Below are 19,373 nucleotides of genomic sequence, written 5' to 3' on the forward strand. Positions count from 1 at the left end.
CTAGAACAAAGGGGCGAGCATGTACGCACCCACCCCCCGCACCACCGCCAGCCGTGCGCGCGACCGCATGAGCTACGACAGCGCGGCCGCGCACGCCGTGCTCGACGAGGCGTACGACTGTGCGCTCGGGTTCACCGTCGACGGCCAGCCGCGCGTGCTGCCCACCCTGCACGTCCGCATCGGCGACACGCTCTACCTGCACGGCTCGACCGGCAGTCGGCCGCTGCTCGCCGCCCGGGGCGACGGGCTGCCCGTCTGCGTCGCGGTGACAGTGCTCGACGGGCTGATCTACGGCCGCTCCCAGTTCCACCACAGTGCCAACTACCGCTCCGTCGTGGCGCACGGCACCGCCCGGCTCGTCACCGACGAGCAGGAGAAGACCGCGATGCTCACCGCCCTTGTGGAGAAGGTCGGTACGGGCCGTAGCAACGACAGCCGGCCGCCGAGCCGCCGCGAGCTGGCCGAGACCGCCGTGCTGGCGTTGCCGCTGCGGGAGGTCTCCGTACGCGCCCGCACCGGCGGGGTCCGCGACGAGGAGGCCGACCTGCACCTGCCGCACTGGGCCGGTGTGCTGCCGCTGCGGCTGACCGCCGGCCCGCCCGAGCCGGACGTCGGGGTCACGGCCCCGCTGCCGGCGTACCTGCGGACGGCCCGCACACCCTGGCACGACCCGGTGCCGCTGCACGGTGAGCACGTCCGACTGGAGCCGCTGGACCTGGCGCACGCCGAGGAGCTGCACACCGCCACCGCCGACGACGACGTCTGGCGGCACCTCGGCGTGGCCCGGCCCACCTCGGTGGCCGGTACGGCCGAGGTGGTCACCGCCGCCCTGCTCGCCCAGCAGCGGGGCGAGCGGGTGCCCTGGGTGCAACGCTGCGCCGTGACCGGGGCGGTGGTCGGCACCACGTCGTACTACGAGATCGACCCGGAACGGCGGTCTGTGGCGATCGGGTACACGTTCCTCGGCCGGCCGTGGTGGCGTACCGGGATCAACACGGAGGCGAAGCTGTTGCTGCTGAGCCGGGCCTTCGACGAGTTGGGCGCGGTGCGGGTCGCGTGGCACACCGACATCCGCAACGTCCGCTCGCAGGCCGCCATCGAGCGGCTCGGCGCCACCCGCGAGGGAGTGCTGCGCATGCACCGCCAGCGCGCGGACGGCTCCTGGCGGGACACCGTGCAGTACGCGATGACAATCGACGAGTGGCCGAACGCACAGGCCAGCCTGCGAGAAAAACTTCGCCGAACAGCACCGGTGGCGTGATGATGACGGGCGTGCTGGGGATCACCGACATCTGGACGTACGTACTGGGCACCGTGGCAATCGTTCTGCTGCCCGGGCCGAACTCCCTCTTCGTGCTGTCCACCGCCGCCAAGCGGGGCGTCAGCACCGGTTACCGGGCCGCGGCAGGGGTGTTCGTCGGCGACACGGTGCTGATGGTCCTCGCCGCCGCCGGGGTGGCGTCGCTGCTCAAGGCGTACCCACCGGTGTTCCTGGTGATCAAGTACGCCGGTGCCGCGTACCTCGCCTATGTCGGGTTGACGATGCTGCGCGGCGCCTGGCGGCGCTGGCGCGACCGCAACGACCCGACCACGCCGCGGCTCATCGACGCCGCCGAGCCGGAGGCGATGCGCAGCCCGTTCCGCAAGGCGCTGGTGATCAGCCTGCTGAACCCGAAGGCGATCCTGTTCTTCGTCTCGTTCTTCATCCAGTTCGTCGACCCGACCTACGCCTGGCCGGCGCTGTCGTTCCTGCTGCTCGGGCTGATCGCCCAGGCGGCGAGCGTGCTCTACCTGACCGCGTTGATCTTCGCGGGCACCTTCCTGGCCACGCAGTTCCGCCAGCGGCGTCGACTGGCCGCCGGCGGCACCACCGCGATCGCCACGCTGTTCCTCGCCTTCAGCCTCAAGCTGGCCACCGCCAGCGCCGGCTGACGTCGCCGCGCACCTGTCGTCAGGTGCCGTCGCCCCCACCGCTACCGCCGCCGCCGATGCCGGCGCCACCGGCGGTGCCGCCCAGGCCGTAGCCGGGACGGATCGGCTCGTCGGGGTGGCGGCTGACATGCGGTGACCCGGCGATCCGGGCCGACCAGTCGGCGTGGGCGGCCGCGGCGGCGTGCCGGTTGAGGGCCTGGCGCAGCCAGCCGTCCACTGTCGCCACCCAGTCGCGCTGCCCGGCGTCGGCGTGCCAGATCCGGAACCGGCTGATGCTCTGGTGGGTGATCCCCGCCAGGGCCAGCCGGCGGTCCATCCAGAGGATCACCTCCAGACCCGCCGAGTTGGTCACGAAGATCACCTCCATCTCGGTGATCGGGCCGGCGTAGAGCGGAGCCACCCAGAAACCCCACCGCTGGTGCAGCGGCAGTGTGAACTCCACACCGGGCAGCCCGCCCTCCTGCAACCCGGCCTGGCGGATCGAGAAACCAAGCGTGTCCATCGCCGCGAACACATGCTGCTGCGTGGGCACCGGATGCACGAACACCGGCACCATTGCGCCCTGGTCGAGGTCCGGGTCGACGGACACCTCGGTCCGCAGCCCCATCCGCAGGCTCAGCAGCGGCACCCCGCCGAAGGTGGTCACCGGCGTCTCCCACGGCAGCGGCAACGCGAAGTCCACAGCTCGACGCCGGCCGGCCGGTACGACGAACCGCCCGGCGATCGGCGCCTGATGGAACTGCACCAGGCGCCGGGCGGCCTCCGGGTCGTTCGGCTCCACCGTGGCGACAAGGCCGAGGCGGATGTGCCGCACCAGCACGTCGTCAGGACCGGCGGCGAGTGTCACCCGTCCGGGCAGGCGCAGCCCCGGACGGGTGCTCGGATTGGGCAGCGTGGTCTGCACGGACAGCCCGGTCCAGCCGGACTCCCGAGACACCCCCGTCAGCCGCACCGCGCCCCCACCAGGCCACGCCCCCGTACGCCCCGCCGACGGCGAGGTCACCTCAAGGGTCGCGGACCCGGAGGGTGGTCACCTCGACTTCGGCGAAGAGGGACCACCCCTCCGGTTTCACCGCAGGCGGCGTCCCCTCGGCACCGTGTCGGTCTCGTCGTCGAACTCCCCGATGACCTCCTCCAGCAGGTCCTCAAGTGCGACGAAACCGATCGGGCGGGACGGCCCACCACCGTTGCGTACCAGCGCGAGCTGGGACTGCCGGGCGCGCATGGCAGCCACCGCCTCGGTGACCGAGGACGTCGCGGGCAGGGTGAACGCGGGCGTCATCAACTCCCCTGCGGTGGCGACACGGCCGTTCGTCACCACCCGCACCGCCTCCCGGACGTGCACCAGGCCGCAGACGTCGCCGTCGGCGTCCACCACCGCCATTCGGGACCTGCCGCTGTCGCGGCTGACCTGCTCGATCCGCTCGGCCGGGTCCTCCCGCCCGACGGTGACCATTGTCGAGAACGACTCCATCACCTGCGCCACGGTCGTGCCCTGCAACTCCAGCATGCTCGTGAGCAGCTCGTGCTGCTCGGCGCCGAGCAGCCCGTGTTCGCGGGACTGCTCCAGCAGGATCCGCAGCTCGTCCGGGCCGTGCACCTGGGCAAGCTGATCCTGCTGCTCGACCCCGAACAGGCGCAGGATCGCGTTGGCCATCGCGTTCAGCACCGACAGCACCGGCCGGGACACCCGGGCGAACGCGCGGAACGGCAACGCGAGCAGCGTCGCCGAACGCTCCGCGTCGGTGATGGCCCACGACTTCGGCGCCATCTCCCCCACCACCAGGTGCAGGAAGGTGACCAACCCGAGCGCGAAGACCAGGGCGATCACGTGACTGGCGGCGTCCGGCAGACCCACAGCGTGCAGCAGCGGGCTGACCAGGTGCTCGATGGCCGGCTCGGCCAGCGCGCCAAGCCCCAGGGTGCACAGCGTGATGCCCAGCTGCGCCCCGGCCAGCATCAGCGACAACTCGCGGACACCGTCAAGCGCGGCTCGGGCCGCACGGCCACCGCTTGCCGCCGCCTGCTCCAGGCGGTACCGCTTGCTTGCCACCAGGGCGAACTCGGCGGCGACGAAGAACCCGTTCAACGCCAGCAGCACCACCGAGGTGAGCAGCGCGATGCCGGGGCTCACGCGGTCACCTCCGGCTCGGTCAGCTGCAACCGCACCGAATCGGCAACGTGCCGGTCCACTGCCAGCACCTCGACCAGAGCCCGCGGCTCCCCGGCGTGATCCTCGCCGTCCGCGCCGTCGGGCACCAGGCTGATCTCCAGCCGGTCACCGACCTCCGGCACCCGGCCCAACTCCCGCATCACCAACCCGGACAGGGTGTCGTACTCCGGTGCCTCGGGCAGCGCGATGCCGGTGCTGTCGGCGACCTCGTCGATCCGCCAGCGGGCCGGCACCACCCAGGACCCGTCGTCCTGCCGGGCGGGTGCCCGATCCGGTGGGTCGTCCTCGTCCCTGATCGGGCCGACGAGCTCCTCGGCGATGTCCTCCAAGGTGATCACGCCGGCGAAGCCGCCGTACTCGTCGACCACACAGGCCATCTGCCGGTGCCCGGACCGCAGCCGGTCGAGCACCGTGGGCAGCGGCAACGTCTCGGGCACCAGCAGCGGCGGACCGGCGACCGCGCTCACCGGCGTGGTCGCCCGCTCCCCCGGGGGTACGCCGAGCACGTCGGCGATGCCGACGACACCGATCAGGTCGTCGACGCCCTCCGCGCCGCGCACCGGGAACCGGGAGTGGCCGGTGTCCAGCAACTCGACGATACGGCTCACCGGTTCGTGCGCGCGTACGGTGTGCACGTCGACCCGCGGCACCATGGCCTCGCCCGCAGTCAGCTCGCGGAAGTCGAGCCCCCGGTCGAGCAGCGTGGACATCTCGGCGTCCAGGCTGCCCTCCTGCCGGGACTCGGCGATGATCTGTTCCAGATCGGCAGGTGTGGCGCCGCTGGGCAACTCCTCGATCGGCTCGATGCCGAGCCTGCGGAGCAGACGGATCGAAGCCCTGTCGAAGAGCCGGATCAGCGGCCCGGCGACGGCCAGGTAGATGAGGGTGGACCGGCTCAGCGCCCGGGCCAGCACCTCGGGCCGGGCGATGGCCAGGTTCTTCGGGGCCAGCTCACCGAGGACCATCTGCACGACGGTGGCGATGACCAGTGCCAGCGCCACCGACAGCGGCAGGCTCACCGACCTGCTGACACCGGCCACGCCGAGCAGCTCGGCGAGGCCACCGCCGAGGTACGGCTCGGCGACGTAACCGACGAGCAGGGCGGTGACGGTGATGCCGAGCTGGGCGCCGGAGAGCATGAAGGAGAGCCGGCTGGTGACGGTCAGAGCGCGGGCGGCAGCCTGGTCGCCGTCATCGGCGAGCTGGCGCAACTTGCCGCGGTCCACGGCGACGTAGCCGAATTCCTGGGCTACGAAATAGCCTGTCGCGGCGGTGAGCACGATGATCAGAAGAAGACCGACGACGATCAACACGGGTCGCTCAGGGCTCCCGGGGTCGTCGGGTCGGGGATAAGCCGGGCACAACCCGGCTGGCTACTACTGCCCTCCTGGGCAGACGAGTCGATCATCTGACTATTTTATCGGCGTTCGCTGGGACTCCGCTGAGGGAGGGCCGAAGGCGTCCGATCGTCCGGTTCGCCGGGCGTCACCCCACCTGGCCGCCGCCCTGCCCGCGCTCAGCCAGCTCGTCGGCGTCGAGCAGGCTCCGGTCGAGCCGCCCCGACCGGTAGGCGGCCCGTCCGATCATCTGCGCCGCGACAGGCGCGGTGGCCAGCTGGAAGATCGCCACCAGCAGGACCATCCCGAGGTCCGGCATGGTCCGCAGCCGCAGCGCAATGCCGAGTAGCAGCAGGAGCACCCCGAGCACCTGGGGTTTGGTGGCGGCGTGCATCCGGGACAGGGCGTCCGGGAAGCGCAGCACGCCGATCCCGGCGGCGAGCGCGAGTACCGCACCGGCCACCAGGCAGGCGGCGCCGAGCCAGTCGGCGATCACCCCGATCACGCCCGCTCCCGGACGGCGAAGCGGACCAGCGCCACCGAGCCGACGAAGCCCAGCAGGGACAGCACCACGAGTACGGGCAGCGTGGTGGCGTGCCGGTTGACCGCCGCCTCCGCGCCCACCGCGCCGACCATTGTGGCGAGCAGCATGTCGGCGGCGATCACCCGGTCCAGCAACGTCGGGCCCCGGTAGAGCCGGATCAGCGCGAGCAGCGCGGTCACCGACAGCAGGGCGGTGAGGACGGCGGCCAGAAGCAGGATCACTGGGTCGTTCCCTTCTCGGCGGGATCGGACTCGACGAGGCGCAGCTCGGCCGCGCTGCCCACCGCCCGGACGATCCGCTGCTCGACAGCGAGGGTGCGCTCCCGCGCGAGTTCCAGGTCCGCCGGGCCGTGGGTGTCCAGCACGTGCAGGTACAGCGTGGCGGCCGCCCGGTCCACCTCCAGGACCAGAGTGCCGGGCACCAGGGTGACCGCCTCGGCGGTGAGAGCGATGTTGAGGTCCGTCGGCACCCGTAGCTGCACGGCGATGATCGCCCCCCGAGGCCGGTAGCCGGGCTGCATGGCGATCCGGGCGACGTGGATACTCGCGACGACAAGCTCCACGACGAACTTGCCCACGAACACCAGCAACGCCCAGGGCCGCAGCCGGCCGCCGAAGGTGACCGGCGGCAGCGGGAAGAACAGGAGCACCGCGCCGCCCACCAGCAGGCCACCGACCACGTTGGCCCAGCTGATCTCGCCCCACAGCAGACACCAGACGACCACCAGCCAGCCCAGGGCCACCGCCTGGTCCCGCCAGCGCCCGAACCGCCCCCGGGGCTCGGCCGCCGCGGACCCCGAGGACGTCATGGTCGGTTCGGTCACGGCACACCTCCTGGGAACACAGCCCGCACGTACGGAGTGCGCGAGAGCAGATCGGCTGCCGAGGCGGCGGTCACGTCGAAGAGCGGACCGGCCAGCACCGTCAGCACCAGGCCGAACACGACCAGGCCGACTGTGGCACCGACCATCAGCGTGGGCAGCCGGACGACAGGGTCAGTGGTGTCCAACTGCGGCGCCCGCCAGAACGCGATGTTCCACACCCGCGAGGCGACATAGAGGGTGAGCAGGCTCGTCAGCGTCCCGGCCGCCACAAGCGTCCAGGGCAGCGCCCCACCGGCCGCCGCCCCGGCCTGGAGCAGACCGAGTTTGCCCAGGAAGCCCGAGAATGGTGGCACACCGGCCAGGTTCATCGCCGGTACGAAGAACAGCACGCCGAGCAGGGGCGCCATCCGGGCCAGCCCGCCGAGCCGGCGCAGGTCGGTGCTGCCGGCCCGCTCCTCGACCAGCCCGGCGACAAGGAACAGCGTGGTCTGGATCGTGATGTGGTGCACGACGTAGAAGATCGCACCGGAGAGCGCGGCGGTGGTGCTCAACGCCACCCCGAAGATCATGTAGCCGATGTGGCTGACCAGTGTGAACGACAGGAGCCGCTTCATGTCGGACTGCGCCACCGCGCCCAGGATGCCGATCACCATCGTCAACCCGGCGACGATCATGAGCAGGTTGTCGACCTGCCCGTCCGGGAAGAGCAACGTCTCGGTGCGGATGATCGCGTAGACGCCCACCTTGGTGAGCAACCCCGCGAACACCGCTGTCACCGGAGCCGGCGCCGTGGGATAGCTGTCCGGCAGCCAGGCCGACAACGGAAAGACCGCCGCCTTGATCGCGAACGCGAGCAGCAACATCAACTGCAACGTCAGCCGTACGTTGTCGGGCAGATCGTCGAGCCGCTGCGCGAGCTGCGCCAGGTTGAGCGTGCCGGTGGCCGAGTAGACCAGACCCACAGCGGCCAGGAAGATCATCGAAGAGAGGATGCTCACCACAACGTACGTCGACCCCGTGCGGATCCGGGTCTCGGTGCCGCCCAGCGTGATCAGCACGAAGCTCGCCGCCAGCAGGATCTCGAAGCCGACGAACAGGTTGAACAGGTCGCCGGCGAGGAACGCGTTCGTCACGCCCGCCGTGAGGACCAGGTACGTCGGGTGGAAGATCACCACGGGAGTGGTCTCGGCGGTCTCGCTGCGGCCCTGACCGATCGAGTACAGCAGCACGCACAGCGTCACCGCCGACGACACCACCACCATCAGCGCGGCGAGCTGATCGGCGACCAGCACGATGCCGACCGGCGCCGGCCACCCGCCGACCGCCAACACCACCGGCCCGTGCCGGTACGCCTCGACCAGCAGCACCACCGCGACGAGGAACGTGCCGGACAGGCAGAGCACACTGACCGCACGCTGGATCCGGGGTCGCGTCGCCAGCAAGAGGGTCAGCGCCGCACCCAACAACGGCACCACCACCGGCAGCGGCAACAGCCTGCTCATCACGCCTCGTCCCCGTGCCGTAGCCGACGTCGTGCCGGCTCTGGATCGACCTGCTCCGGATCGTCGTCCGGACCCTCCCCGCCGTGATCGATGGCACCCGCCTCGTTGCGCTCGGCCTGGCGGATGATCTGCTGGTCCTCCAGATCGTCGGGCACCTCGTCGTCGCCGGTGAGATACCAACTTCGGTACGCCACAGCGAGCAGGAACGCCGTCAGCCCGAACGTGATCACGATCGCCGTCAGCACCATGGCCTGCGACAGTGGATCAGCCATCTCGTCCACCGGCCCCGTGCCCACCACCGGCGCCCCACCGGACCGACCGCCCAGCAGGATCAGCAGGTTGACTCCGTTACCGGTCAGGATCACGCCCAGCAGGATCCGGGTCATGCTGCGCTCCAGCAGCAGGACCACACCGCAGCCGACCAGCACCGCGACAGCAAGCACCAACACCAACGTCGGGCCAGGCTGACCGGCCGTCATGACACGCCCTCAGATCGCGACTGCGGGGCTCGCAAACCCGGCTCACTCCTCGCGCTCACGGACCCACCAGATGTTCGCGACTGCGGGGCTCGCAAACCCGGCTCACTCCTCGCGCTCACGGCCGGTCTCCCTTGTCGACGGCCAGTCCGCCCGCTTCCGTACCGGTCGCCTCGATGTGCCGGTCCACCTCGGCACCGAGGCTGCGCAGGATGTCCAACACCAGCCCGATCACGATGAGGTACACGCCGATGTCGAAGAACAGCGTGGTCACCAGATGGATGTCGCCGATCAGCGGTAGCGAGGCGTCGATCTTGGCGCTCTGCAGCAACGTCCCGCCGGCGAGCATCGACACCACGCCGCTGCCCACCACCACTGCCAGGCCGGCGCCAAGGATCAGGCCCGCGCCCACCGGCGCCGCCTCGGTCAACTCGTACCGTCCGCCGGCCAGATAGCGGACCACCAGCGCGAGGCCCGCCACCAGGCCACCGGCGAAGCCGCCGCCCGGCGCGTTGTGACCGGAGAAGAGCAGGAACAGGGAGAACAACACCACCGTGTGGAAGATCAGCCGGGTGACCACCTCCATCACGATGGAGCGCCGCTCCGCGTACAGGGTGGGGCCGCCGCGCAGCCACACCGGCCGCCCGGGCAGGACCGACCGGCCCGGCGGACCCGGCCGACGCGGGCGCGGCCCGGTCCGGGACTTCTCGAAGATCAGGCTGGCCACCCCGGTCGCGGCCACCACAAGCACCGACACCTCGCCCATCGTGTCCCAGGCCCGGATGTCGACAAGCGTCACGTTCACCACGTTGCGGCCGTACCCCTCGGCCACTGCCAGATCCGGGAAGGCCACGGCGATGTCCGGCGCCCGGCGGGCGCCGGCCGCGACGAGGGCGAGCCCACCCGCCACCAGGCCCACTGCCACGCCGATCACCCGGCGGGCCCAGCGGCTGCGGCGCAGCGGACGGGCCGAGAACCGTGGCGGCAGGCGACGCAGCACCAGCACGAAGACAGCGATGGTCGCGGTCTCCACCAGGAACTGCGTGAGAGCCAGATCGGGAGCGCCGTGCAGGATGAAGAGCATCGCGGCGCCGTAGCCGGTCACCCCGACCAGCAGCATCGCGGTCAGCCGCCGGCGGGCGCCGACCGCGAGCAGCGCGGCCACCGCGATCACCAGCACGACCACCGGTTGCAGCGGGTTGCCCCAGAGGGGGATCCGGGTCTGCCACGGGCCGGCTGCGAGCATCGCGCCACCAGGCAGCACCACGAGGGTGACCAGGATGATGCCCAGGTACTGCGGAAGGGAACCCCGCTGGGTCGCACCCGTCACCTCGATGGCGAGCCTGTCGAAGCGGCCCACCACCCACTCGTACCCCTGGTTGCCGCCGATCGGCGAACGGAGCCGGGCCAGTACCGGGGCGAGCGGCCCCCGCACCGCGAAGAGCAGGCCGCCGCCGACGAGCGCCAGCACGGACAGGCCGAGCGCCGGGGTCAGTCCAGGCCAGAGCACCAGGTGCGCATCGACCTCACCGAGCAGTTCGGCGTACGGGCTCAGCAGGCCGTCCAGCACGGCGGCGGCCGGGCCGGCGAGCAACCCGAGACCGGCGAGCACAGTCGGCGGGACGAGCATCGCCGCGGCGATCGGGCCCGGCGACACCGGTTCCACACCCGGCCGGTCGGCGAACGCGCCCCACAGGAACCGGGCGCTGTACGCGACGGTGAGAATCGTCCCCACGACCAGGCCGGCGAGGACCAGCGGCTGGTCGATGAACGCCGCGAACACCGCCTCCTTGGCCACGAAGCCGACGAGCGGCGGTACGCCGGCCATCGACGCCGCCGCCAGCACCGACACCACGAACAGCGGCCGGGACCAGCGCCGCAGCCCGGACAACTGCCGCAGGTCGCGGGTGCCGGCGCCGTGGTCGATGATGCCGACGACCAGGAACAGCGTCGCCTTGAACAGCGCATGCGCCAGCAGCATCGCTGTGCCGGCCAGCGCGGCGGCCGGGGTGCCCGCGCCGGTCACCGCGATGAGCAGGCCGAGCTGACTGACTGTTCCGTACGCCAGCAGCAACTTCAGGTCGGTCTGCCGCAGGGCCGCCCACCCGCTGACGAGCATTGTGACCACGCCGGCGACCTGCGCCACGGGCCGCCACGGGCCGACAATGGCGAGGATCGGCGCGAGCAGCCCGACAAGGTAGACGCCGGCCTTGACCATGGCGGCGGCATGCAGGTACGCGCTGACCGGAGTGGGTGCCGCCATCGCCGCCGGCAGCCAGGAACTGAACGGCAGCACAGCCGACTTGGACAGTGCGCCGGCAAGGATCAGCAACACCGCGGTGATCAGGTACGCGCCGCCGGGCAGCGGTTGAGCCGAGATCTCCGACCAGCGGTAGGTGCCGGCGTGCTCGCCCAGCATGATGAACCCGACCAGCATGGCCAGGCCGCCCAGCGTGGTCACGATCAGCGCCTGCGCCGCCGCCCACCGGCTCGACCGCCGTTCGGTGCTGTGCCCGATCATCAGGTACGAGAAGATCGTGGTCAGCTCCCAGCCGACATAGAGCAGCAGCAGGTCGTCGGAGAAGACAAGCAGGAGCATCGCGCCGGCGAAGGCGACAAGGACCCCGGCGAACTGCGCCAGGCCGGTCGAGCCGGGTTTGAAGTAGCGGGCACAGTAGACCATCACCAGCGCGCCGACGCCGCCGATCAGCAGCGTCATCAGCCACGACAGGGTGGTGACCCGCAGCGCGATGTCGAGCTTCAGCTCCCGGATCCACGGGTACGTCTCGACGACCGCGCCACCGTCGGCGACGGCGGGCGTACGGGCCAGTGCCCAGCAGAACGCGGCGGCCGGTGCCAGCGCCAGCGGATAGAAGGCGCGTGGACCCCACCACTTGACGAGCGCCGGCGCGGCCAGGGCAGCCACCAGGTGGAGGATGAGCAGTAACAGCACTCGCACTCCCGATCGTGGTGGCCGACGCCGTACATCTGTGGCGCCTAGCAGCGATCAGACGCCAATCCGTCGACGCCCGCGCGCCTTTGCCATAATTCGTCCCCTATCGGGCGGGCTCACGGCGGCAGTCAGCAGCCAGCGAAGCGCGCCAGGACGCCCTCGGTGACCGACAGACCAGCAGGCCGCCGGAGATCAGTTTATCAGGGCGTTACTGATGGGTTGCGCGTCGTCCAGGTCGGTGCCACCTGGGCGCAGTTCGGCCACGAGGTCGGCTCGGCCGAGCTGTCGGGCGACCTTGCCGACCACCCGCTCGGCGACGGCCAGCGACCGCATCGAGAGCAGCCGGCCCCGGCTTTCACGGCGCAGCACGAAATAGTGGACGGCGACGCGGACCTGGCCGCGATCGGCGGCGCTGGCCTGGGCAGTCGAGACGACCAACTCCCGCAGGCACCGGGCGAGTCGCTCGGCGAGCGCCAGCTCGGGCCCGTGCAGACCGCCGCGCAGCGTGGCGAGGTGACTGTCGACCTTGCGGATCAGTACGTCAGTGCTGGGTTCGACGTGTCGCGGCTCGCCGGCCATCCCATCGCCTCCACCCGTTCGCGTTGCGGGTGAAGTTACTTTATGTTGCTCCTCAGAAGCAAGCAGTTAAGTGAGACTTAACGTACTAACTGCGCAACAGGTTCTTTTACCGCTCACTCAGGAGCGTTCCGTCGGGGCCGGTCGTGGATGTCGTACCGGCGGGGCACGATGGATCGGTGACCGGGGCAGATGTGGATACGGGCGGGGCGCTCGACGGGTTCGGTCCCGCCACCCGCGCCTGGTTCGACGCCGCCTTCGCCGCGCCCACCGCCGCCCAGGCCGGCGCCTGGCGGTCGGTCGCCGCCGGCCGCAACGCCCTCGTCGTGGCACCCACCGGCTCCGGTAAGACGCTCGCGGCGTTCCTCTGGTCACTGGACCGGCTGGCCCGCGAGCCCGCACCGGCCGAGGCGCGACAGCGGTGCCGGGTGCTCTACGTCAGCCCGCTCAAGGCCCTCGCCGTCGACGTCGAACGCAACCTGCGCGCCCCGCTGGCAGGCATCCGGCAGGCGGCCACCCGCCTCGGCGTCACCCCACCCGACATCACCGTCGGCATGCGCACCGGCGACACCCCTGCCGACGAACGACGCGCGTTCGCCCGCACCCCTCCCGACATCCTCATCACCACCCCCGAGTCGCTGTTCCTGCTGCTCACCTCCGCTGCTCGGGATTCGCTGCGCGGCATCCAGACGGTGATCGTCGACGAGGTGCACGCGGTGGCCGGCAGCAAGCGCGGCGCTCACCTGGCCCTGTCGCTGGAACGTCTCGACGAGCTGCTGCCCGCGCCGGCACAGCGGATCGGCCTGTCAGCCACCGTCCGGCCGATCGACGCGTGCGCCCGGTTCCTCGGCGGCGCCCGACCTGTCGACGTCGTGCAGCCCGCCACACCGAAGACCATCGAGGTCAGCGTGCAGGTCCCGGTGGAGGACATGACCCGCCTCGACGAGCAGGAGCAGCCACCCGAGGACGACCTCGGCGGTCCCGGCCCGCGACGCGCCTCGATCTGGCCGGCCGTCGAGGAGCGGGTCTTCACCCTGATCGGGCAGCACCGCTCCACAATCGTGTTCACCAACTCCCGACGCAGCGCCGAGCGCCTCTGCGCACGGCTCAACGAGCTGGCCGCCGAAGAGCTGGCCACCCCGTCGGGCGGTCCCGCCAGCCCGTTGCGGCACCGCCTGCCGGCCGAGGTGATGGCACAATCCGGCGCGGCCACCGGCGCGTCGCCGGTGATCGCCCGCGCCCACCACGGCAGCGTCTCGCGCGAGGAACGCAAGCACATCGAGGAGGCCCTCAAATCCGGCCAGCTGCCGGCGGTCGTGGCCACCTCCAGCCTGGAGCTGGGCATCGACATGGGTGCCGTCGACCTGGTGGTGCAGATCGAGGCTCCGCCCAGCGTGGCCGCCGGCCTGCAACGGGTCGGTCGGGCCGGGCACCAGGTGGGCGCGGTCTCGCGCGGGGTGGTCTTTCCCAAGCACCGCGGCGACCTGCTCTCCTGCGCGGTCGTCGCCGAGCGGATGACCGACGGTGCGATCGAGGAGCTGCACTACCCGCGCAATCCCCTCGACGTGCTGGCCCAGCAGATCGTCGCGATGGTGGCACTGGAGCCGTGGCGGGTCGGCGACCTGGCCGTGCTGGTCCGCCGGGCCGCGCCCTTCGCCGAGCTGCCGGACTCCGCGCTGCACGCCGTGTTGGACATGCTCTCCGGGCGCTACCCGTCGACCGCGTTCGCCGAGCTGCGCCCCCGCCTGGTCTGGGATCGCGCCGCCGACCTGCTCACCGGCCGTCCCGGCGCGCAGCGGCTCGCCGTGACCAGCGGGGGCACCATCCCCGACCGTGGTCTGTTCGGGGTCTTCCTGGCGGGCGCCGAGCGGGCCGCCCGGGTCGGTGAGCTCGACGAGGAGATGGTCTACGAGTCGCGCGTCGGCGACGTCTTCCTGCTCGGCTCGTCGTCCTGGCGCATCGAGGAGATCACCCCCGACCGGGTGCTGGTCTCGCCGGCCCCCGGTCAGGCCGCCCGGATGCCGTTCTGGAAGGGCGACCAGCTGGGCCGGCCGGTGGAGCTGGGTCGGGCCATCGGCGCCCGGGTGCGCACCTTGCTCCGGCAGAGCGACGAGGCGGCACTGGCCGCGCTGCGCGCCGGTGGGCTGGACGAGTGGGCCGCCGGCAACCTCATGGCGTACCTGCACGAGCAGCGGGACGCCACCCGTTCCCTGCCCGACGACCGCACCATCGTCGTCGAGCGGTTCCGCGACGAGCTGGGCGATTGGCGGCTGGCCGTGCACAGCGTCCTCGGCGCGCGGGTCAACGGGCCGTGGGCCCTCGCCGTGGGCCGGCGGCTCGCCGAGCGGTACGGCGTGGACGCCCAGGTGATGCCCTCCGACGACGGCATCGTGGTGCGCCTGCCGGACACCGCCGACGAGCCACCCGGCGCCGACGTGGTGGTGTTCGAGCCCGACGAGATCACCCAACTGGTCGAGGAGTCGGTGGGCACCTCGGCGCTCTTCGCCGCCCGTTTCCGGGAGTGCGCCGCCCGGTCACTGCTGCTGCCGCGCCGCGACCCACGCCGCCGCCAGCCGCTCTGGCAGCAGCGGCAACGTTCCGCGCAGCTCCTCGACGTCGCCCGCGAGTACGCCGACTTCCCGGTCACCCTGGAGGCTGCCCGGGAATGCCTCCAGGACGTCTTCGACCAGCCGGCGCTGGCCGGGCTGATGCGTGACCTGGCCGCCCGCAAGGTCCGGCTTGTCGAGGTGGAGACCAGCGCTCCGTCCCCGTTCGCACGGTCGCTGCTCTTCGGCTACGTCGGCGCGTTCCTCTACGAGGGTGACGCGCCGCTGGCCGAGCGCCGTGCCGCCGCGCTCGCCCTCGACTCCACGCTGCTCGGCGAGTTGCTCGGCCGGGTCGACCTGCGTGAGCTGTTGGACCCCGCCGTGCTCGCCGAAACCGACAGGCAGCTGCGCTGGCTCACCGAGCAGCGCCGCCCCCGAGACGCGGAGGACGTGGTCGAGCTGCTGCGGGTGCTCGGCGACCTGAGTGACGCCGAGTTGACCGAGCGCGGCGCACCGGAGACGTGGCTGACCGAGTTGGAGGCCGCCCGCAGGGTGCTGCGCGTCCGGATCGCCGGTGAGCAGCGCTGGGTGGGCGTCGAGGACGCCGCGCGTCTGCGCGACGCGCTCGGCGTGGCGTTGCCGGTCGGCGTGGCCGAGGCGTACCTCACACCGGTGGCCGACCCGCTCGGCGATCTGGTGGCCCGCTACGCCCGCACCCACGGGCCGTTCGCCGCTGCGAGCTGCGCGGCCCGCTTCGGGCTCGGGGTGTTCGTCGTCGAGCAGGTCCTACGCCAGCTCGCCGCCACCGGTCGGGTCGTCTCCGGCGAGTTCACCCCGGATTCGGCAGGCGCCCAGTGGTGCGACGCCGAGGTGCTGCGCATGCTGCGCCGCCGCTCACTCGCGGCGCTGCGCCGGGAGATCGAGCCGGTGCCGCCCCGGGCTCTGGCCACCTTCCTACCCCGCTGGCAGCAGGTCGGCGCGTCGGCCCGGGGTGTGGAGGCGCTCGCCGCGACAGTGGAGCAGTTGCAGGGCGCGGCGGTGCCGGCGTCCGCGTTGGAGCGGCTCGTGCTGCCCGGCCGCGTCGCGGACTACTCCCCCGCCCACCTCGACGAGCTGTGTGCCAGCGGGGAGGTGCTCTGGGCGGGTTCGGGGGCCATCTCCGGCGGCGACGGCTGGGTCACCCTGGCGTACGCCGACGCCGCCCCGCTGCTGCTTGCGCCCCCCGACGAGGCGCTGACCCGCACACCGCTGCATGACGCGGTGCTCGACGCGCTCGCCGACGGGCAGGCGCTGTTCTTCCGCCCGCTGGCCGATCGGGTCGGTTCGACCGACGACGCCGTACTGACCGGGGTGATCTGGGATCTGGTCTGGGCGGGCCACCTCACCAACGACACCCTCGCCCCGCTGCGCGCGGTGCTGGGCGCGGGTGGGGCGCACCGATCCCGGCCGTCCGCGCCACGCACCCGCTACCGGCGACCCGGCCGGGTGGCGCTGCCCACCCGGGGCGGCCCGCCCACAGTCGCGGGTCGGTGGTCACGGCTGCCGGAGCGGGATCTCGACCCGACCCGCCGGGCCGCAGCCCTCGCCGACGTGCTGCTGGAACGACACGGGGTGGTCACCCGTGGCGCGGTGCTTGCCGAGCAGGTGGTCGGTGGGTTCGCCGCTGTCTACCCGGTGCTGTCGGCGCTGGAGGAGCGCGGCGTGGCCCGCCGAGGCTACTTCGTCGAAGGTCTCGGGGCGGCACAGTTCGCCGTACCCGGCGCGGTCGACCGGCTGCGCGCGCTCGCGGAACCCGCCGACGGTGCCCGGGGTCGGAACGGCCCGACGATGGTGCTCGCCGCCACCGACCCCGCCAACCCGTACGGTGCGGCGCTGCCCTGGCCGGAACGCGTTGTCGACGCAGGCGACGGGTCCGCTCCGACGACCGGGCACCGGGCCGGCCGCAAGGCGGGTGCGTTGGTGGTGACGGTCGGCGGCGACCTGGTGCTGTACGTGGAACGCGGCGGCCGGACACTGCTGTCGTTCACCGACGACGCCGACACCCTCGCCGCGGCCGGCAAGGCGCTCGCCGACGCCGTCCACTCCGGAGCGTTGGGCGCGATATCGGTGGAGCGGGCCGACGGTGAGGCCGTGCACTCCGCACCGCTGCGGGACGCGCTTACCGCTGCCGGTTTCCGGGTCACCCCGCGCGGCCTACGCCTGCGCGGCTGACCTCCACTCCCCCGCGACCGCACGCACCTGCCCGACCCGCGACCGCACGCACGCACCCCGCGCCGTGGGCCCTGATCGCGGACGCCTGACCCGTCGGCCCCACTCACGCGCCCCGCGCCGTGGGCCCCGATCGCGGACGCCCGACCCGTCGCAGCCAGTGGGAGGTGCGGATGGCACAGCACCGCAACACACCACCGACCTCACTCAATTGAGCTTGATACCTGTGAGTCATATTGATGACTCACAGGTATCAAGCTCCAAAGGGCTACCTGGTCGCCAAGGCCACCAACCACAGCTCAACGCCCGCACCTCGGCGCCAGGACGTGGCGGGGGAGTGGCCGACCGGCCGCTCCAGTTCGAAGCCCACGCCCACGCACCACGCCCGCGCACCACGGCCACGCACCACGCCCACGCCCACGCACCACGCACCACGCCCACGCCAGCAGCCAGCAGCCAGCATTGGATCTGGCTCAGCGGAGGTTGTTGAGTGCCTTCTCGTAGCGCGGGCGGTCGGCGGCCGGAGTCTTCGCCTCGAGGTAGTTGAGCACCACGGCGCCACGCTGGTACGACTGGCCGCTCCAGGTCTCGGCGATGTCGCTGGCGCTGACCTCGTCGGGGAACACGTAGATCGTGACGGCATCGGTGGCGACGATCTCGGAACAACCCAGGCCGAGGCCGTCCGGGCCGCAGTCGACGGACCGGTCCTTCGGGCGGGGCACCTTCAGGCCAGCGGCCCGGAACGCGTCGACGACCTGCTGGGCGGCGGGCGCGCCGGCCGGGCGCGGAGGCAGCACCACAGGCGGCGGGCTCGCTGGCCGACGCTCGGTCGTCCCCTGCTGCGGCGGCGCGGGCTGGGCCGGCGCGGGCTGGGCCGGTGTGGCCGGGGTGGTGGCGCTGCCGCCGGGGCCGGACGGGGGCGGCGGGGCGCTCGGCAGGCCGGTGGCGTCCTGGCTCGGAAGGGAGGAGGCGGGCGGCGCGGCGTTCGGTCGGTCAGCGTCGTCACTGCCGCAGCCGGCGGTGAGAGCGACGGCGAGCAGAAGAACACCGACGGCGGGCAGGCTCCGATGTGTCACCAGGGCAGTCTGCCGGGTCGGTGCCCGCCGACGGGAGGGCCGGTCGGTCACTGCACTCTGTCCCATTTCCGGCAATCGTCGGTCGTCCGCGCGGGCGGGTGCACCGCAGGGCCGCGTACCTGTGCCGGGCGTTAACCTGCGGGGATGGCAGCCACGCCCTGGATCTCGCTGACCACCGATTACGGCCTCACCGACGGCTTCGTGGCCGCCTGCCACGGGGTGATCGCCCGGATCGCGCCGTCCGCCCGGGTCATCGACGTGACCCACCTGGTGCCGCCCGCCGACGTCCGGCGGGGTGCCGCCGTGCTGGCGCAGACGGTGCCGTACCTGCCTGTGGGCGTACACGTGGCGGTTGTCGACCCGGGGGTGGGGACCACCCGGCGGGGCGTCGCGTTGGCCACGCCGGGCGGGCTGCTTGTCGGCCCGGACAACGGGCTGCTGCCGGACGCCGCCGCCGCGCTCGGCGGGGTGACTGCCGCTGTCGAACTCACCGAGCCCCGCTGGCTGGCCGCCACGGTGTCCGGCACGTTCCACGGTCGGGACGTCTTCGCACCGGTGGCGGCTCGCTTGGCGCTCGGCGCCCCGCTGGCCGAGGCGGGCCCGGCCGTCGACCCTGCCGGGCTGGTCCGCCTGCCGTCGCCGGTCGTGACCCCCGACCCCGAGGGCTTCACCGCCGAGGTGCTGACCGTCGACCACTTCGGCAACGTCCAGTTGGCCGCACCGGGCGAACTGCTCGGCCCGTTTCCGGCCACGCTCCGGGTGGGCCCGCCGGGGCCGACGCCGGCCCGCACGGCGGTGCACGGACGGACGTTCGGCGACGCACCAGACGGTGGCCTCGTGGTGTACGTCGACTCGGCCGACCGGGTGGCGATAGCGGTCAATGGTGGCCGCGCGGTGGACCTCCTCGGGGTGGTCCCGGGTGATCTTTTGCGGGTGGCCGGGTGACATTCAACTGTGGAATGCTGCCTCGGTGGGTGAACACGTAGTTCCCGTGGGCTGTCCCTGTTGCGCCTCTCGAACGGGCGGCGGGACCTGCCCGGTCTGCTTCTGGACAGACGACGGCCAGACCGACGCCGATGCCGATGCGGTGCGCGGTGGCGCCAACGGCGACCTGAGCCTGACCTACGCCCGGCTCAACTACGCCGTCTACGGGGCCAGCCACCCACGCTATCAGGACATGGTGCGCCCGGCCCGCCCCGACGAGCGCCCCTGACGGCGCCCGGCGGG

Annotated in this window: 16 protein-coding genes; 5 read left to right on the forward strand and 11 right to left on the reverse strand. The window is 72.2% G+C overall.

The window, feature by feature from the left end; genetic code table 11:
- Positions 1-19 precede the first annotated feature (19 nt).
- Positions 20-1,261 (forward strand): bifunctional pyridoxamine 5'-phosphate oxidase family protein/GNAT family N-acetyltransferase, encoded by a 1,242-nt coding sequence (locus tag F4558_RS19345; RefSeq protein ID WP_053656336.1) that lies wholly within the window; start codon positions 20-22, stop codon positions 1,259-1,261.
- Positions 1,261-1,932, forward strand: a complete 672-nt coding sequence (gene leuE / locus F4558_RS19350; protein WP_053656338.1) for a leucine efflux protein LeuE — start codon at positions 1,261-1,263, stop codon at positions 1,930-1,932. The genes F4558_RS19345 and leuE overlap by 1 nt, the downstream gene beginning before the upstream one ends.
- A 19-nt stretch (positions 1,933-1,951) precedes the next feature.
- Here the strand turns inward: leuE and F4558_RS19355 are convergent, their stop codons facing one another.
- The 10 genes from F4558_RS19355 to F4558_RS19400 all read right to left on the reverse strand — a co-directional run bounded on the left by F4558_RS19355 (position 1,952) and on the right by F4558_RS19400 (position 12,319).
- Positions 1,952-2,884, reverse strand: a complete 933-nt coding sequence (locus tag F4558_RS19355) for a sporulation protein (RefSeq protein ID WP_053656340.1) — start codon at positions 2,882-2,884, stop codon at positions 1,952-1,954.
- A gap of 117 nt (positions 2,885-3,001) precedes the next feature.
- Positions 3,002-4,066: a hemolysin family protein gene (locus tag F4558_RS19360; protein WP_053656342.1), complete on the reverse strand. Its 1,065-nt coding sequence runs from the start codon at positions 4,064-4,066 to the stop codon at positions 3,002-3,004.
- Entirely contained in the window at positions 4,063-5,418 is a 1,356-nt protein-coding gene (locus tag F4558_RS19365) for a hemolysin family protein (protein ID WP_053656343.1), read from the reverse strand. The genes F4558_RS19360 and F4558_RS19365 overlap by 4 nt, the downstream gene beginning before the upstream one ends.
- Positions 5,419-5,590: 172 nt before the next feature.
- Entirely contained in the window at positions 5,591-5,944 is a 354-nt protein-coding gene (gene mnhG, locus F4558_RS19370) for a monovalent cation/H(+) antiporter subunit G (protein WP_167947565.1), read from the reverse strand.
- The gene (locus tag F4558_RS19375; protein ID WP_053656346.1) at positions 5,944-6,207 is read right to left on the reverse strand and encodes an MrpF/PhaF family protein; all 264 of its coding nucleotides are present in this window, start codon (positions 6,205-6,207) and stop codon (positions 5,944-5,946) included. Before F4558_RS19375 ends, mnhG begins: the two co-directional genes overlap by 1 nt.
- Positions 6,204-6,809 (reverse strand): Na+/H+ antiporter subunit E, encoded by a 606-nt coding sequence (locus F4558_RS19380; protein ID WP_370469143.1) that lies wholly within the window; start codon positions 6,807-6,809, stop codon positions 6,204-6,206. The genes F4558_RS19375 and F4558_RS19380 overlap by 4 nt, the downstream gene beginning before the upstream one ends.
- Positions 6,806-8,311, reverse strand: coding sequence for a Na+/H+ antiporter subunit D (locus F4558_RS19385; RefSeq protein ID WP_053656348.1), 1,506 nt, complete (start codon positions 8,309-8,311; stop codon positions 6,806-6,808). Before F4558_RS19385 ends, F4558_RS19380 begins: the two co-directional genes overlap by 4 nt.
- A complete protein-coding gene (locus tag F4558_RS19390; protein WP_053656349.1) occupies positions 8,311-8,790 on the reverse strand; it encodes a Na(+)/H(+) antiporter subunit C in 480 nt (159 codons plus the stop codon). The genes F4558_RS19385 and F4558_RS19390 overlap by 1 nt, the downstream gene beginning before the upstream one ends.
- 115 nt (positions 8,791-8,905) lie before the next feature.
- Positions 8,906-11,740 carry a Na+/H+ antiporter subunit A gene (locus tag F4558_RS19395; protein WP_053656351.1) on the reverse strand — a complete coding sequence of 945 codons (2,835 nt, stop codon included), beginning with the start codon at positions 11,738-11,740 and terminating at the stop codon, positions 8,906-8,908.
- 192 nt (positions 11,741-11,932) lie between these two features.
- Positions 11,933-12,319, reverse strand: coding sequence for a hypothetical protein (locus F4558_RS19400; RefSeq protein ID WP_053656353.1), 387 nt, complete (start codon positions 12,317-12,319; stop codon positions 11,933-11,935).
- 176 nt (positions 12,320-12,495) lie between these two features.
- Between F4558_RS19400 and F4558_RS19405 the strand changes: the two genes are divergently transcribed.
- Positions 12,496-17,073 carry an ATP-dependent helicase gene (locus F4558_RS19405; RefSeq protein ID WP_231640067.1) on the forward strand — a complete coding sequence of 1,526 codons (4,578 nt, stop codon included), beginning with the start codon at positions 12,496-12,498 and terminating at the stop codon, positions 17,071-17,073.
- 470 nt (positions 17,074-17,543) lie between these two features.
- Here the strand turns inward: F4558_RS19405 and F4558_RS19410 are convergent, their stop codons facing one another.
- Entirely contained in the window at positions 17,544-18,146 is a 603-nt protein-coding gene (locus F4558_RS19410) for a hypothetical protein (RefSeq protein WP_157552572.1), read from the reverse strand.
- A gap of 144 nt (positions 18,147-18,290) precedes the next feature.
- On the opposite strand from F4558_RS19410, the gene F4558_RS19415 reads away from it, so the two are divergent.
- Positions 18,291-19,091, forward strand: coding sequence for an SAM hydrolase/SAM-dependent halogenase family protein (locus tag F4558_RS19415; protein WP_053656359.1), 801 nt, complete (start codon positions 18,291-18,293; stop codon positions 19,089-19,091).
- The gene (locus F4558_RS19420; RefSeq protein WP_231640068.1) at positions 19,027-19,359 is read left to right on the forward strand and encodes a CPCC family cysteine-rich protein; all 333 of its coding nucleotides are present in this window, start codon (positions 19,027-19,029) and stop codon (positions 19,357-19,359) included. The genes F4558_RS19415 and F4558_RS19420 overlap by 65 nt, the downstream gene beginning before the upstream one ends.
- The last annotated feature ends 14 nt before the right edge of the window (positions 19,360-19,373 follow it).

This window comes from Micromonospora profundi (assembly GCF_011927785.1).
Taxonomy (GTDB): Bacteria; Actinomycetota; Actinomycetes; order Mycobacteriales; family Micromonosporaceae; genus Micromonospora; species Micromonospora profundi.